The 13,603-nt window shown below is 68.4% G+C and carries 12 protein-coding genes; 8 read left to right on the top strand and 4 right to left on the bottom strand.

Annotated elements, in window-relative coordinates; translation table 11 throughout:
• Window positions 1-5: 5 nt before the first annotated feature.
• On the bottom strand, window positions 6-1,358 hold the full coding sequence (locus tag ACPL7H_RS05555) for a class II 3-deoxy-7-phosphoheptulonate synthase (protein ID WP_424796066.1): 1,353 nt from the start codon (window positions 1,356-1,358) through the stop codon (window positions 6-8).
• A 42-nt stretch (window positions 1,359-1,400) separates the two neighbouring features.
• Window positions 1,401-2,636 (bottom strand): pyrophosphate--fructose-6-phosphate 1-phosphotransferase, encoded by a 1,236-nt coding sequence (locus ACPL7H_RS05550; protein WP_424796065.1) that lies wholly within the window; start codon window positions 2,634-2,636, stop codon window positions 1,401-1,403.
• An 89-nt stretch (window positions 2,637-2,725) separates the two neighbouring features.
• Here ACPL7H_RS05550 and ACPL7H_RS05545 point away from each other — a divergent pair, with 89 nt between their 5' ends.
• The 4 genes from ACPL7H_RS05545 to ACPL7H_RS05530 all read left to right on the top strand — a co-directional run bounded on the left by ACPL7H_RS05545 (window position 2,726) and on the right by ACPL7H_RS05530 (window position 7,472).
• Complete coding sequence (locus ACPL7H_RS05545) at window positions 2,726-3,208, top strand: hypothetical protein (RefSeq protein ID WP_424796064.1); 483 nt, start codon at window positions 2,726-2,728, stop codon at window positions 3,206-3,208.
• Between the two features lie 146 nt (window positions 3,209-3,354).
• The gene (locus ACPL7H_RS05540; RefSeq protein WP_424786066.1) at window positions 3,355-5,172 is read left to right on the top strand and encodes an AMP-dependent synthetase/ligase; all 1,818 of its coding nucleotides are present in this window, start codon (window positions 3,355-3,357) and stop codon (window positions 5,170-5,172) included.
• Between the two features lie 129 nt (window positions 5,173-5,301).
• A complete protein-coding gene (locus tag ACPL7H_RS05535; RefSeq protein WP_424796063.1) occupies window positions 5,302-7,197 on the top strand; it encodes a DEDD exonuclease domain-containing protein in 1,896 nt (631 codons plus the stop codon).
• Complete coding sequence (locus ACPL7H_RS05530; RefSeq protein ID WP_424786068.1) at window positions 7,191-7,472, top strand: Lrp/AsnC ligand binding domain-containing protein; 282 nt, start codon at window positions 7,191-7,193, stop codon at window positions 7,470-7,472. The genes ACPL7H_RS05535 and ACPL7H_RS05530 overlap by 7 nt, the downstream gene beginning before the upstream one ends.
• 42 nt (window positions 7,473-7,514) lie before the next feature.
• Here ACPL7H_RS05530 and trpD read toward each other — a convergent pair whose 3' ends face one another.
• On the bottom strand, window positions 7,515-8,585 hold the full coding sequence (trpD, locus tag ACPL7H_RS05525; RefSeq protein WP_424796334.1) for an anthranilate phosphoribosyltransferase: 1,071 nt from the start codon (window positions 8,583-8,585) through the stop codon (window positions 7,515-7,517).
• Window positions 8,582-9,022, bottom strand: a complete 441-nt coding sequence (locus ACPL7H_RS05520) for a hypothetical protein (RefSeq protein ID WP_424786069.1) — start codon at window positions 9,020-9,022, stop codon at window positions 8,582-8,584. The genes trpD and ACPL7H_RS05520 overlap by 4 nt, the downstream gene beginning before the upstream one ends.
• A 254-nt stretch (window positions 9,023-9,276) precedes the next feature.
• On the opposite strand from ACPL7H_RS05520, the gene ACPL7H_RS05515 reads away from it, so the two are divergent.
• The 4 genes from ACPL7H_RS05515 to ACPL7H_RS05500 are packed head-to-tail and all read left to right on the top strand — an operon-like array spanning window position 9,277 to window position 13,580.
• The gene (locus ACPL7H_RS05515) at window positions 9,277-9,915 is read left to right on the top strand and encodes a cytochrome c oxidase subunit 3 (protein WP_424786070.1); all 639 of its coding nucleotides are present in this window, start codon (window positions 9,277-9,279) and stop codon (window positions 9,913-9,915) included.
• A gap of 46 nt (window positions 9,916-9,961) precedes the next feature.
• Complete coding sequence (locus ACPL7H_RS05510) at window positions 9,962-10,741, top strand: c-type cytochrome (RefSeq protein WP_424786071.1); 780 nt, start codon at window positions 9,962-9,964, stop codon at window positions 10,739-10,741.
• Window positions 10,738-11,808: a Rieske 2Fe-2S domain-containing protein gene (locus ACPL7H_RS05505; RefSeq protein ID WP_424796062.1), complete on the top strand. Its 1,071-nt coding sequence runs from the start codon at window positions 10,738-10,740 to the stop codon at window positions 11,806-11,808. The genes ACPL7H_RS05510 and ACPL7H_RS05505 overlap by 4 nt, the downstream gene beginning before the upstream one ends.
• Window positions 11,805-13,580, top strand: a complete 1,776-nt coding sequence (locus ACPL7H_RS05500) for a cytochrome b (RefSeq protein WP_424796061.1) — start codon at window positions 11,805-11,807, stop codon at window positions 13,578-13,580. Before ACPL7H_RS05505 ends, ACPL7H_RS05500 begins: the two co-directional genes overlap by 4 nt.
• Window positions 13,581-13,603 lie beyond the last annotated feature (23 nt).

The following is a 13,603-nucleotide window of genomic DNA, read 5'->3' as shown; positions in this document are numbered from 1 at the left end:
CGTGCTCAGGAGACGCGCAGCATGTCCGCGACCAGGAACGCCATCTCCAGGGACTGCTGGTGGTTCAGCCGCGGGTCCACCAGGGTCTGGTAGCGCCTGCCCAGGGAGTGGTCGTCAATGTGTTCGGCGCCGCCGAGCACCTCGGTCACGTCGTCGCCGGTCAATTCCACGTGCAGGCCACCGGGAACGGTGCCCAGCTCGCGGTGCACGTCGAAGAAGCCGCGCACCTCCTCGATCACATCGCTGAAGCGACGGGTCTTGTATCCGTTGGAGGAGGTGAACCCGTTGCCGTGCATCGGGTCGCACACCCACGTCACCGGGCGACCGTCCGCCCGGACCGCCTCGATCAGGTCCGGAAGCAACTCGCGCACCTTCGGCGCACCCATCCGGGTGATGAAGGTCAGCCGGCCAGCTTCGCCGTCCGGGTTGAGCGAATCCATCAGATCGATCGCGTCCTGGCCGGTGGCCGTCGGTCCAAGCTTGACGCCGATGGGGTTGCGCACCCGGGAGAAGAAGTCCACGTGCGCGCCGTCCAGCTCCCGGGTGCGCTCCCCGATCCACAGGAAGTGGGCCGAGCAGTCGTAGGCGTCACCGGTGCGTGAGTCCACGCGGGTCAGTGGCCGTTCGTAGTCCAGCAGCAGGCCCTCGTGGCTGGAGAAGAACTCGACCGTACGCAGACCATCGAAATCGGCACCGGCGGCATGCATGAAGCGGATCGCCCGGTCGATCTCGGCAGCGAACGCCTCGTACTGGGCGTAAGCGGGATTGCGCAGGAAGCCCCGGTTCCACTCGTGCACCAGGCGCAGGTCGGCGAAACCCCCGGAGGTGAAGGCCCGGATCAGATTCAATGTGGAGGCCGAGTTCCGGTAGGCCTCGAGCAGCCGCCGGGGATCCGGGGTGCGTGAGGAGGGGGAGAACTCGAACCCGTTGATGATGTCACCGCGGTAGGCGGGCAGGCTCACCCCATCACGGGTCTCGGTGCCCGAACTGCGCGGCTTGGCGTACTGCCCGGCCATCCGGCCCATCTTGATGATGGGCATCGAGGCACCGTAAGTGAGCACCACCGCCATCTGCAGGATCGTCTTGATCTTGTCCCGGATGTTGTCCGCGGACAACTCGGAGAAAGTCTCGGCGCAGTCGCCCCCCTGGAGCAGGAACGCCTCACCGCGGGAGGCAGCCGCCAGCCGCTCCCGCAGGGTGTCAGCCTCACCGGCGAAGACCAGCGGTGGCTGGGCGGCCAGGTCGGCGGTGACGTCGGCAAGCGCGTCGGCGTCGGGCCACTCCGGTTGCTGCTTGACGGGCAGCCGGCGCCACGCGTCCAGGCCTTCGGGGGCGAGGGGTTCAGACAGAGTGCTCACCCGCTCAGGATACGCCCGGTCACCGCCGCCGGGCTCCGGCGCTCAGTGCTCGGACGGCCGGGCCGGCACCAGCTCCTGGCCGATGCCACTGAGCACGGCGCCGAACCAGTCGACGGAGACATCGAATGCCTTGCCACCGGCGATGCGCGGGAAGGCGATCACGGACAGTTCGTCGTCTGCCTCCTCGTCGTGCCCGACCACACCGGATTCACCACGCTGGGCGGCCTGCACGGCCAGCGCCGTCATCCGCTCGATCAGGTCCAGGTCCTCGGGATTGGAGGCGGCGGAGCGAGAGAAGTACCCGGACTTCTGGACCATGGTCTTCTCCGCCCCGATCAGGTCGGCGAACTGCTTGGCGAACCACGCCCCGGGGTTGATGGTGTCCAGCTTGACGTGGCCGAAGGGGTCGCGCTCCACCGTCTCGCCGGCGGCCTCGAGTTCGGCGACGATCTCCGGCACTCCGGCGCCTTCGGACAGGAAGATGTTGACGTTGCCGATCTCATCCATGATCCCCCGCAACCGCTGCGCCTCAGCCGGCAGGTCGATCTTGAGTTCGGGCAGGAACACCGCGTGCACGTCCCAGCGCTCCCGGGACAGGCCCAGCGCCGGGTTCCAGTCCTGGGCGTCCAGCCAGGTCCGGTAACGCGCGGCCGCGGCGGCGGTGAGCCAACCACAGTGCCTGCCCATGATCTCGTGCACGATCAGCATCCGCGGGTTGGAGCGGTGTTCGCCGATGATGTTCTGGGCGAACACCGAGGTCTGCTCGGCTGCGGTGTGGGCACCGAGGGACTGGACGATCGGGATGATGTCGTTGTCGATCGTCTTGGGCAGGCCCACCACGGTCAGGTGGTGACCGTTCGCCTCCAGGTAGGCGGCCAGGTCAGCGGCTGTGGTGTTCGTGTCGTCCCCGCCGATGGTGTGCAGCACATCCACCCCATCGGTGCGCAACTGCTCGGCCGCCACGGTCAGCGCACTCTGGCCTTGCTGGATCAGGCCGCGATTGACCAGGTCCTCGGAGTTGGTCAGCTTCACCCGTGAGTTGCCGATCGGGCTGCCCCCGAAGTTGTACAGCACATCGATCTTGGCGCGGGCCTCGTCATCGATGACGATCTTGGTGCCGGTCAGCAGGCCGTGATAGCCGTACTGGTAGGCGATGATCTCCGCCTCCGGCAACTCGTCGCTGTAGTGCTTGACCAACCCGGCCACCGCCGAGGACAGGCACGGCGCAAAGCCGCCAGCGGTGAGCAACGCGACCCGTCGGATGGGAGTGGTGGACATGCGTGTGGCCTTCCTTCGGATGAGAAGTACAAGGACGGAGCCGAGAGCGACCGGCGCTGCCCACTCTAGTGCGCACTAGAGTGGCGGTCATGGCCGGCACGGAGGATGGACCACCGGATCCACCGGATGACCTCGACGCCCAGTGGGCCGACCTGACGGCCAGGCTGGGACCGCTGGACCCTGGGTTGCCGGCCGAGTTCACCGAGCCCGGGACCGATGACTCGCCGGGAATCCGGGAGGCGACGGAGCCCACACCTCCGAGGTGGGCCGCGTCTGCACCGGCGCCCCTTGGCCCCCGCGATCACGACGGCCCCGGCCCCGAGGACGACGACGGTGACTTCACCGCACCCGACCCCGGCCCGGTCCTGGGTGCTCCGACGCGCAATACGCTGCCCTGGGCCGGCGCCGTCGGGGGCCCGATCGCGGTGCTGCTGATGTTGGTGCTGTGGCCAGGCGCACCCCCGGCGGCCTACCTGACCGCGATGGCGGTCACGATGGCGGGGCTGCTGACCCTGTGGTGGCGGCTGCCGGTACACCGGCGAGACGATGACGACGACGGCGCGGTCGTGTGAGCCTGTGCCGAGCCCGTCGACTCCGGTGACCATGGGGACACCGGCGACCCGATCGTGACGTGATCGCCGCGCCGTTACCGGCGCGGCACGTCGATGCGGGCCGGTATGCTGGTGCCAGCAATCCCGCCACTGCCACAGGAGCCAGCATGGACGAATCCACCACTCCCCTGCTCGTCGAGACCCCGGCCGAGATGTCGATCCCGGATCTGCTGGTGGACTGGGCGAGGAAGGAGCCCAACCGCACCCTGCTGGAGACCACCACCGACGGCAACGTGTGGACCCCCATCAGCGCCGCCGCAATGCACGAGCGGGTCAGCGCCATCGCCAAGGGACTGATGGCCTCGGGGATCAACCCCGGTGACAGTGTTGCGCTGATGTCGCGCACCAGCGCGGACTGGACCATCACCGACTTCGCGATCTGGTACGCCGGCGCCGTGACGGTACCGGTCTACGAGACCTCCTCGGCCGATCAGACCGCCTGGATCCTCAGTGACGCCGCCGTCAAGGCCGTGATCGTCGAGCACGCCGACCACCGCGGCGTCGTGGAGGAGGCCCGCAAGGAGGCCGCCGCCGTCGAGCACGTGTGGACGATGACCGACGGCGGTCTGGACGCCCTGGCCGAGGCCGGCAAGGACGTCTCGGATGAGGATCTGCGCGCCCGCTACGACGCACTGCGCACCTCCGACCTGGCCACCATCATCTACACCTCCGGCACCACCGGCCGGCCCAAGGGTGCCGAGCTCACCCACGGCAACTTCGTGGAACTGAGCCGCAACGGAATCGCCGCCCTGGGTGAGAAGATCCTGGCCGATGGCGCCCGCACGCTGCTGTTCATGCCGCTGGCGCACGTGTTCGCCCGGTTCGTGGAGGTGCTGTGCATCGCTGCCGGAGCACCCGCCGGGCACACCGCCGACACCACCCAGCTGATGCGTGACATCGCCGGATTCCGGCCCACGTTCATCCTCTCGGTGCCCCGGGTGTTCGAGAAGGTCTACAACGCGTCCGAGCAGAAAGCCGCCGCCGGTGGCAAGGAGAAGATCTTCCGCTGGGCAGCCGGTGCCGCCCAGGCCTACTCCGAGGCCCTGGACACCGGGAAGGTCCCCTTCGGCGTGCGGATGAAGCACAAGGTCGCGCACAAACTCGTACTGCACAAGATCCAGGACGCGCTGGGGGGCCAGGCCGAGTACGCGATCTCCGGTGGGGCCCCGTTGGGTCCGCGACTGGCGCACTTCTTCCGCGGCGTGGGCCTGACGGTTCTGGAGGGCTATGGGCTTACCGAGACCACTGCCCCGGTGTCGGTGGGCCTGCCCGAGCGCACCAAGATCGGCACCGTCGGCAAAGCACTTCCCGGCGTGAGTCTGCGGATCGCCGAGGATGGCGAGATCCTGACCAAGGGCATCGCCAACTTCGTGGGCTACCACAACAACGACGAGGCCAACGCCGAGGCGATCAGTGACGGCTGGTTCCACACCGGAGACCTGGGTGCTCTGGACTCCGAGGGCTACCTGACGATCACCGGACGCAAGAAGGAGATCATCGTCACCGCCAGCGGTAAGAACGTGGTGCCATCGCAGTTGGAGGACTCCCTGCGGGCGCACCCGCTGATCAGCCAGTGCGTGGTGGTCGGAGACCAGAAGCCGTTCGTGGCCGCGCTGATCACCCTGGACGCGGAGATGCTGCCCACCTGGTTGGCCAACAACGACTTGCCGGAGATGGACGTCACCGCGGCGGCGCAGCACCCCAAGGTGCGCGAGGCGTTGCAGCGGGCCGTCGATGGCACCAATGCGAAGGTCTCCAGGGCCGAGTCGATCCGCCGGTTCGAGATCCTCACCGATGACTTCACGGTGGAGAACGAGTACCTCACGCCGTCGATGAAGGTCAAGCGCGCCGCCGTCCTCAACGACTACGCCGCCGAGGTCGAGGACCTCTACGCCAAGGCCCGCGCCGAGCGCGAAGCCATGTGAGTCCCGGCCGGGCTGGGCGGCTGCCTGGCCCGGCCGTTCAGCGGCGCCCGGTGACCTGCCTGCCGGGACCACGCCCGGCTAGGTGTCGCAACCGGGCGCTGTCGGTGCTGCGGCCTAGCCTGGGCGGTGATGGCCGAGAACCTGTCGCACCACGCGATCCCGGGACGCCGCTTGCTGGCTGCACCGACCCACGGTGCGCCGGTGCAGCCCAGTTTCGCCGACCTGGGTGTGCCCTTGCACGAGGTGACCTTCGTGGTGGTGGACCTGGAGACCACCGGCGGATCGCCGTCGTCGTCGGCCATCACCGAGATCGGTGCGGTGAAGGTCCGCGGGGGGCGCGTGCTCGGCGAGTTCCAGTCCCTGATCAACCCGGGCGTCCCGATCCCCCCGGTGATCACCGTGCTGACCGGCATCACCACCGCGATGGTGATCACGGCCCCACCGGTCACCCAGGTGCTGCCCGCGTTCCTGGAGTTCGCGCACGGCGCGGTCCTGGTGGCCCACAACGCCGGATTCGACGTGGGCTTCCTCAAGGCCGCCACCCGGTCGATGGATCTGGTCTGGCCCGCTCCGCAGGTGGTCGATACCGTCCGGCTCGCCCGCCGGGTGGTGACCAAGGAGGAGGCGCCCAACCACAAGCTCGCCACACTCGCCGGACTCTTCGGCGCCGCGACGGAGCCGACGCACCGGGCCCTGGACGACGCCCGGGCCACGGTCGACGTGCTGCACGCGCTCCTGGGCCGGATGGCCTCCCTGGGCGTGACACACCTGGAGGATCTGGCCACCGCAGCCGACCCGGTGCCTCCGGCGCGACGGCGAAAGGCCCACCTCGCCCAGGACCTACCCACCGGTCCGGGGGTGTACCAGTTCATCGGACCGAACCGACAGGTGCTCTACATCGGCACCGCGACCAGCCTGCGCCGCCGGGTCCGCACCTACTTCACCGCTGCGGAGAAGCGCGCCCGGATCGGGGAGATGGTCGACCTCGCGGTGGAGGTGGACGTGATCGAGTGCGCCACGGCCCTGGAGGCCTCGGTGCGGGAACTGCGACTGATCGCCGAGCACAAACCGCCCTACAACCGTCGATCCCGCGCGCCTGAGCGCCAGCCCTGGCTCCGGCTGACCAGCGAGGCTCATCCACGCCTGTCGATCGTGCGCGCCGCCCCCACGGCCGGTCCGGCGATCGGGCCGTTCCCCTCCCACTCGGCGGCCCGCCAGGCACAGGAGGCGATCGTGGCGGCGGTGCCGCTACGCACCTGCACGCTGAGACTGCCGGTGACGCCCCCGGCCGGGGCGAGTGCGTGCGTGCAGGCCGAGCTGGGCCGGTGCGTGGCCCCCTGCGCCGAGATCGACACCGGCTATGAGGCGATCACCGAGACTGCCCGGCAGGTGCTCGGTGGCAGCGTGAGTGTGGTGGTGGCCGGCGCGCACCGCACCATCAGCGCCCTGGCCCACCAGCAGCGCTACGAAGAAGCCGCACAGGTGCGGGACCGTCTGTCCGCGTTCCTGCGCGGGGCCGCCCGTACCGAGCGGCTGGCACCCCTGCAACGCGCCGCCGAGATCGTGGCCGCCCGGCGCCCGGGCGGACCGGGGTCGGGGTGGGAGGTCCTGGTGGTCCGGTACGGACGGATGGTCGGATCAGCTCGCAGCCGGCCGGGCGAGGACCCCCGGCCCCTGATCGAGGCGTTGCGCGCCACCGGTGCCGCGGTGCCCGTCCCGGAGGATCTCGGGGGTGCGGCCAGCGCCGAGGAGACCGAACTGCTCGCCGCGTGGCTGGCCCAGGACGGAGTGCGACTGGTGGACTGGCTGGATGCCCACCACCGGCCCGGAGGGTGGTCGATGCCCGTGGCCGGTGCCTCGGCCTATCTGCAGGACCTGGGCGCGGCGGCCTTCCGCGATCCACGCGAAACCGAGCACCGCTCCCTGGGCGTCGGCGTGGCGGATCCGGCATCCCGGTCCGGGATCGAAGCAGGCATGATGGACCTACCCTCGCCACCCCGCACCGCTCTGGAGGAAACATGCTGACCTCGATCGTGATGATCGACACCGAAGCCGACCGGATCCCCGAGGCCGCCGCCGAGGTCGCGGAGATCGAAGGCGTCTCCGAGGTCTATTCCGTCACCGGGGACATCGATCTGATCGCGGTGGTGCGCGTGCGCCGGCACGAGGAACTCGCCGGCGTCATCGCGGACCGGATCAGCAAGGTCGCGGGCGTGCGACGCACGCAGACCTACATCGCGTTCCAGACCTACTCCCGCCACGACCTGGAATCGGCCTTCTCCCTGGGCATGCAGGACTGAGCCGGACCCCCCTGGCACGCCACGGGTGGATCAGGTCGTGGGTCAGGCGTTGGAGGCCCGCACCCAACGCTCCAGGACGCCGGCCGCGGCGGCCTGGTCGATCGACTTCTCAGCAAGGGCCATCCCGGCACGCAGCCGATCGGTGAGGTCTCCGGTGGCGGTGCCCGGCATCTGGGCCGCGGCCACCAGGGTGGCAGCGGCGTTGAGGACGACGGCGTCGCGCACCGCCCCGCGCTTGCCGTGCAGCAGGTCGCGGGCAACCTGGGCGTTGTACGCCGCGTCCGCACCGCGCAGATCCGCCAGAGTGGCCGGGGCCAGACCGAGGTCTGTCACCGGGTCCAGTCGGTGTTCGGTCACCGCGCCATCCCGGGCCTGCCAGATCACCGCCGGTGCCGTGGGCGAGAGTTCGTCCAGGCCGTCCTCGCTACGGAACACCAGGGCCCGGTCGCCGCGCTCGGCCAGCACCCCGGCGATGACCGGAGCCAGTTCCTTGTGCCCGACGCCGATCGCGGAGGCCTCCGGGCGGGCCGGGTTGGTCAGCGGGCCCAGCACGTTGAAGGCCGTGGGCAGCCCCAACTCCCGGCGGGCCGGAGCGGCATGCCGGAAGGCGGGATGGAACACCTGGGCGAACAGGAAGGTGATGCCGGCCTCGCCGGCGATCTCGGCCACCCGGCGCGGCGGCAGGTCCAGGCGCACCCCGAGTGCCTCGAGGACGTCGGCCGATCCCGATGAGGACGTGGCCGCCCGGTTGCCGTGCTTGACCACCAGGGCACCGGCGCCGGCGACCACCAGGGCGGCCATGGTGGAGATGTTCACGCTGTGGTGCCGGTCCCCACCGGTGCCCACCACATCCACGCATGGCCCGGGCACCTCGATCGTCACCGCGTGCCGCAGCATCGAGGCGGCGAGCCCCCGGATCTCCGAGACCGACTCCCCCTTGGCGCGCAAGGCCACCAAGAACGCCGCCAACTGCACCGCAGTGGCGTTGCCCCCCATCACCTCATCCATCGCCCACTCGGCTTCGGCCAGCGAGAGGTCCTCGCCGCTGATGAGCCGGGAGATCAGCGCAGGGAAAGTAAAGGCTGCCATCGCCTGGACCGCCGGGCCGGTCAGCCCTGGGTGGCGGTGGCGTGCTCGCGCAGCAGGTCGGCCACCGCCTCCTGCACCACGAACGGGTCCAGGGGGTATCCGACCACGCCCTCGGCTTCGGACCACGAGGCCAACCAGGCGTCCTGCGCCCGGGCGATCAGCAACAGCACCGGGGGGCAGTTGTACACCTCGGACTTGAGGGTGCGGCACAGCCCCATCCCACCGTGTTTGGGCGTCTCGCCGTCCAGCACGAGCAGGTCGAAGTGGCGGTTGTGCACGTACTCCTGGGCAGCCTCGTGGGTGGCCACCTCGGTCCACTCGATCAGCGGTGTGTCGACCGAGGCCCGGCGCCCGATCGCGGTCCGCACCTTGCCGCGGGTGGTGTAGTTGTCGCTGTAGAGCAGGATCTGGGCCCGCGGCTGCGGACCGCTCCGCTGGCTGTCCTGTGCAACGACGGTCATCGAGATCCTCCCGTGGTCGGTGAGCCGAACAGCGGCCCGTGGTCACCCCACATCGTAGTGCGTCGGGTCCCGGTGCGCGGCCCACGGGGACGGCCCGCCGGACCAGCAGATGGTGACGGTTACCGGGCCCTTCGTCACGACGTTCCCGCAGGTCAGGCACCGCACGGGCGGATTTCGCGCGCAGTCATGCGTAAAGTCCCAATTCGGGGGCGTGTGTGTCGCCACGCAGCTCCCGGCTCGGCCATAATGACAGGGTGTCGTCTGCAACTACCGCTTCCTCCACCACGCATGTGAGCGTGAAGCGTCCCAATGTCGTCGTCATCGGTGTCATCGTCTGGCTTGCCAGCGAGTTGATGTTCTTCGCCGGCCTGTTCGCGATGTACTTCACGCACAGGTCCGTCGCGGGCCCCGAGATGTGGGCCGAGGGCACCGGCTTCCTGGACGTCCCCTACGCGCTGACGATCACGATCATCCTGGTGTCGTCCTCGTTCACCTGCCAGTTCGGCGTCTGGGCTGCCGCGGAACATCGCCGCACGCGGACCGGGAAGATCTGGCAGCTCACCAAGTGGGGCATGAACGAGTGGTTGATCATCACCTACGTCCTGGGCGCCGCGTTCATCGCCGGGCAGATCCTGGAGTACGCCACGCTCGTCGACCACGGGCTGACCATGGCCAACTCCAGTTTCGGTTCGGTCTTCTTCATCGCCACCGGCTTCCACGGACTGCACGTGCTCGGCGGGCTGGTGGCCTTCTTGTTCGTGCTGGGTCGCTCCTACGCCGTCAAGCGCTTCACCCAGGCCGAGGAGACGGCCATGCACGCGGTGTCGTACTACTGGCACTTCGTCGACGTCGTCTGGATCGCCCTGTTCATCACCATTTACTTCATCAGGTAGCAACACCCCATCTGGCACTAGAAATACGTCGAAGGAATCACACATCGTGAAGGCACTCGCGGCGAAGAGAAGGCACCGGGCGGCTCCCGTTGTCCTCATGATGCTTGCGCTCGTGGTCATGGGCGGTCTGTTCACCGTCTTCGCTCCACAGGCAGCCGAAGCAGAGGAGGAGATCAACGCCGACGCAGCCAACGGGGAACGGATCTTCATCACCAACTGCGCCACCTGCCACGGCATGGACGCCGAGGGAAGTGACGAAGTCCCCTCGCTGATCGGCGTGGGTGCGGCATCAGTGCACTTCCAGATCGTCACCGGCCGGATGCCGATGGCGGCCAATACCCCGCAGGCGGAGGCCAAGCCCCCACAGTTGACCGAGCAGCAGGCATTCGACGTGGCGGCCTACATCGCCGCCATGGGCCCGGGCCCGGCGATCCCCAGCCCCAGCCAGGTCGACCCCGAACTCGGTGACGCCCCCAACGGCATGCTGCTGTTCCGCACCAACTGCGCCATGTGTCACAACGCCGTCGGCGCCGGTGGAGCCCTCACCGAGGGCAAGTACGCCCCGGCGCTGTGGGAGTCCACCGGCGTGGAGATCTACGAGGCGATGCTGACCGGTCCCCAGTCGATGCCGGTCTTCAACGACGCCACCCTGACGCCGGAGGAGAAGCGTGACATCATCGCCTACCTGTACGCCCAGCGTGAGCCCAATCCCGGGGGCCTGACCCTGGGATCGCTCGGCACGGTGCCCGAGGGTGTCTGGGTCTTCGTGGTCGGGATCGGAGGCCTCATCGGCTTCGCTATCTGGATCGGAGCACGGTCCTCATGAGCATCGAGCAAAAGCAGTCGCGCGCCGAGGTCGTCCCGGCTGATCACGGCACCATGCCGGAGAGGTTCGAGAACCCCGGGATCGAGCCGCACCGCCCACGCCTGGGCGATGAGGACCCGGTCGCGGCGAAGCGGTCCGAGTGGCAGGTGGTCCTGATCTTCGGGATCTCGATCCTGGCCACCATCGGCGGCGTCGTCGGGTTCTACGCCTTCCCCGTGGACGAGGGCGTGTCCCTGGGCGGCATCCGCCTGTCGAACCTGAGCCTGGGCCTCGGTCTGGGTGTCGGCATGCTCGGCATCGGCGTCGGTGCGATCCACTGGGCCAAGTCGCTGATGTCGGACGTGGAGCAGAGTGAGCCCCGCGAGGAGCAGCGCAGCGACGAGGAGACCCGCGCGACCATCGCCGGCATGCTGCGCGACGGTGCCCGGGAGTCCAACATCGCCCGCCGGCCCCTGTTGAAGGGCACCCTGGCCGGGGCGGTGCTGTTGGCCCCGCTGACCTTCCTGGTCCCCTTCATCGGTGGTCTGGGGGGTGACTGGAACATCGACCGGTTCCGCCGTACCGCGTGGGCTCCCCGCACGAACGACGCCGGCGGGACCGAGTTCGTCTACCTGGCCCACGACCCCGGTGGCGGCCGAATCCGCGCCGCAGACATCACCGAGGGCTCGATCGTGCACGTGATGCCGTACGAACTCACCGAGAACTACGAGCACTACTTGGACGAGAAGGCCAAGGCCGTGGCGATCCTGGTGCGCGTGGACCCGCGCGAACTCACCGAACCCGAGGATCGTCAGGACTGGTCCTACGAGGGCATCGTGGCCTACTCCAAGATCTGCACGCACGTGGGTTGCCCGGTGGCGTTGTACGAGCGGCAGACCCACCACGTGCTGTGCCCGTGCCATCAGTCAACGTTCGACATCACCGACCAGGCCAAGGTCGTGTTCGGACCGGCGACCCGGCCGCTCCCACAGTTGCCGATCGCCGTCGACGACGAGGGTTATCTGTACGCGGCCGATGATTTCCCCGAGCCGATCGGCCCGAGTTTCTGGGAGCGTGACCGAGTATGAGCACCACCACCGCCCCCACCGGTGTGCCGAAGAAGCCCTCGCGCGCCGCTGCCGCCGGAGACCTGCTGGACAGCCGGGTCGGCGCGGCGAAGATCGGTAAGGGCCTGCTGCGCAAGATCTTCCCCGATCACTGGTCCTTCCTGCTCGGCGAGATCGCGCTGTACAGCTTCATCGTGCTGATCATCTCCGGCGTCTTCCTCACCATGCACTTCGTGCCCTCCATGGCGCACGTGTACTACCCCGAGGACGCGCTCCCGGAGACCATGCAGGGCGTGTACATGTCCGAGGCAATGGCCTCCACGACATACATGTCCTTCCACGTCCGCGGCGGCCTGTTGATGCGCCAGATCCACCACTGGGCGGCGCTGCTGTTCATGGCGGCGATCGTGGTGCACATGCTGCGGGTGTTCTTCACCGGCGCGTTCCGGAAGCCGCGTGAACTGAACTACCTGATCGGGTTCACGCTGCTGATCGTCGGGTTGCTGGCCGGCCTCACCGGATACTCCCTGCCCGACGACGTGCTCTCCGGCAACGGGCTGCGCATTCTCGAGGGCGTGGCGCGCAGTATTCCCGTTCTGGGTGCCTACCTCTCGATGATGATCTTCGGCGGGGAGTTCCCGGGTGTGGACATCATCCCGCGCATGTTCACCTTCCACGTACTCCTGATCCCAGCGCTCATCCTCGCGCTCGTCTCGGTGCACCTGTTCCTGGTGTTCTGGCACAAGCACACCCAGTACCCCGGTCCGGGCCGCACGAACAAGAACGTGGTCGGCTACCCGCTCTTCCCGGTCTACATGGCCAAGGCGGGTGGCTTCTTCTTCATCGTCTTCGGGTTCCTGTCGCTCATGGGCGCCACGATGGGCATCAACGCGGTCTGGAACTACGGCCCGTATGATCCCTCTCTGGTCAATGCGGGCGCTCAACCCGACTGGTACATGCTCTTCCTCGAAGGCGCGCTGCGCCTGATGCCCGGGGTCTGGGAGATCTCTGTCTTCGGATACCTCATCCCGCTGAACATCCTGATACCAGGGGCCATCATTCCTGGTCTGCTGTTCACGTTCTTCGCGCTGTACCCGTTCATCGAACGGTCCGTCACCAAGGACGACAGCGAACACCACGTGCTGGACCGGCCCCGCAACGTCCCGGTGCGAACCGGTCTCGGGGTCGCCTTCATCACCGCCTTCATGGTGTTGAACTTCGCCGGCGCCAACGACCTGATCGCGACGCACTTCGACCTCAGTCTGAACACGATCACCCATGTGCTCCGAGTGGCGTTCTTCGTCGCCCCGGTGCTCGCCTTCATCATCACCAAACGCATCTGCCTCGCGCTGCAGCGCAACGACCGCAACCTGGTGCTGCACGGTCACGAGACCGGGCAGATCGTCCGGTTCGCCTCCGGTGAGTACATCGAGGTGCACAGGCCCCTCGACGAGCACGAGCGCTGGATCCTGGTGGGCCACGAGCCGGGCCGGCCGTTGGAGATCGACCCGCCGGAGGACTCCGCCGGAGTACGCCGCCCGGGCTACCACAAGGACCGGCTGCGCCAGCGGATTTCCCGGTTCTTCTACGAGGACCGGGTGGAGCCGGTCACGCCCGCCGAACTCGCTGCGGCAAACCGCCACCACGACCACCACGCGGCTGTGGACGCCGAGGAGATCGCCACGGAGCAGGGCATTGAAGCAGCCGAGCGCGCCGGGCACGAGCGGGACGAAGAAAGCGTCGGCAGTGGCATCACCAGTTCCGGCCCTCCCGGGTCCAGCACGCACGGCTGAAGCACGCTCAACCACCCTTCGCG

This window comes from Pseudactinotalea sp. Z1732 (assembly GCF_049724975.1).
GTDB lineage: Bacteria > Actinomycetota > Actinomycetes > Actinomycetales > Beutenbergiaceae > CALKWS01.
This window is presented reverse-complemented; position numbering and strand designations above follow the sequence as displayed.

Bases quoted from the DNA above. Each gene is read 5' to 3' on its own strand.
- ACPL7H_RS05550 (WP_424796065.1), bottom strand. From the start codon at position 2,636: ATGTCCACCACTCCCATCCGACGGGTCGCGTTGCTCACCGCTGGCGGC.
- ACPL7H_RS05520 (WP_424786069.1), bottom strand. From the start codon at position 9,022: ATGACCGTCGTTGCACAGGACAGCCAGCGGAGCGGTCCGCAGCCGCGG.
- ACPL7H_RS05545 (WP_424796064.1), top strand. From the start codon at position 2,726: ATGGCCGGCACGGAGGATGGACCACCGGATCCACCGGATGACCTCGAC.
- ACPL7H_RS05500 (WP_424796061.1), top strand. From the start codon at position 11,805: ATGAGCACCACCACCGCCCCCACCGGTGTGCCGAAGAAGCCCTCGCGC.
- ACPL7H_RS05535 (WP_424796063.1), top strand. From the start codon at position 5,302: ATGGCCGAGAACCTGTCGCACCACGCGATCCCGGGACGCCGCTTGCTG.
- ACPL7H_RS05540 (WP_424786066.1), top strand. From the start codon at position 3,355: ATGGACGAATCCACCACTCCCCTGCTCGTCGAGACCCCGGCCGAGATG.
- ACPL7H_RS05530 (WP_424786068.1), top strand. From the start codon at position 7,191: ATGCTGACCTCGATCGTGATGATCGACACCGAAGCCGACCGGATCCCC.
- ACPL7H_RS05505 (WP_424796062.1), top strand. From the start codon at position 10,738: ATGAGCATCGAGCAAAAGCAGTCGCGCGCCGAGGTCGTCCCGGCTGAT.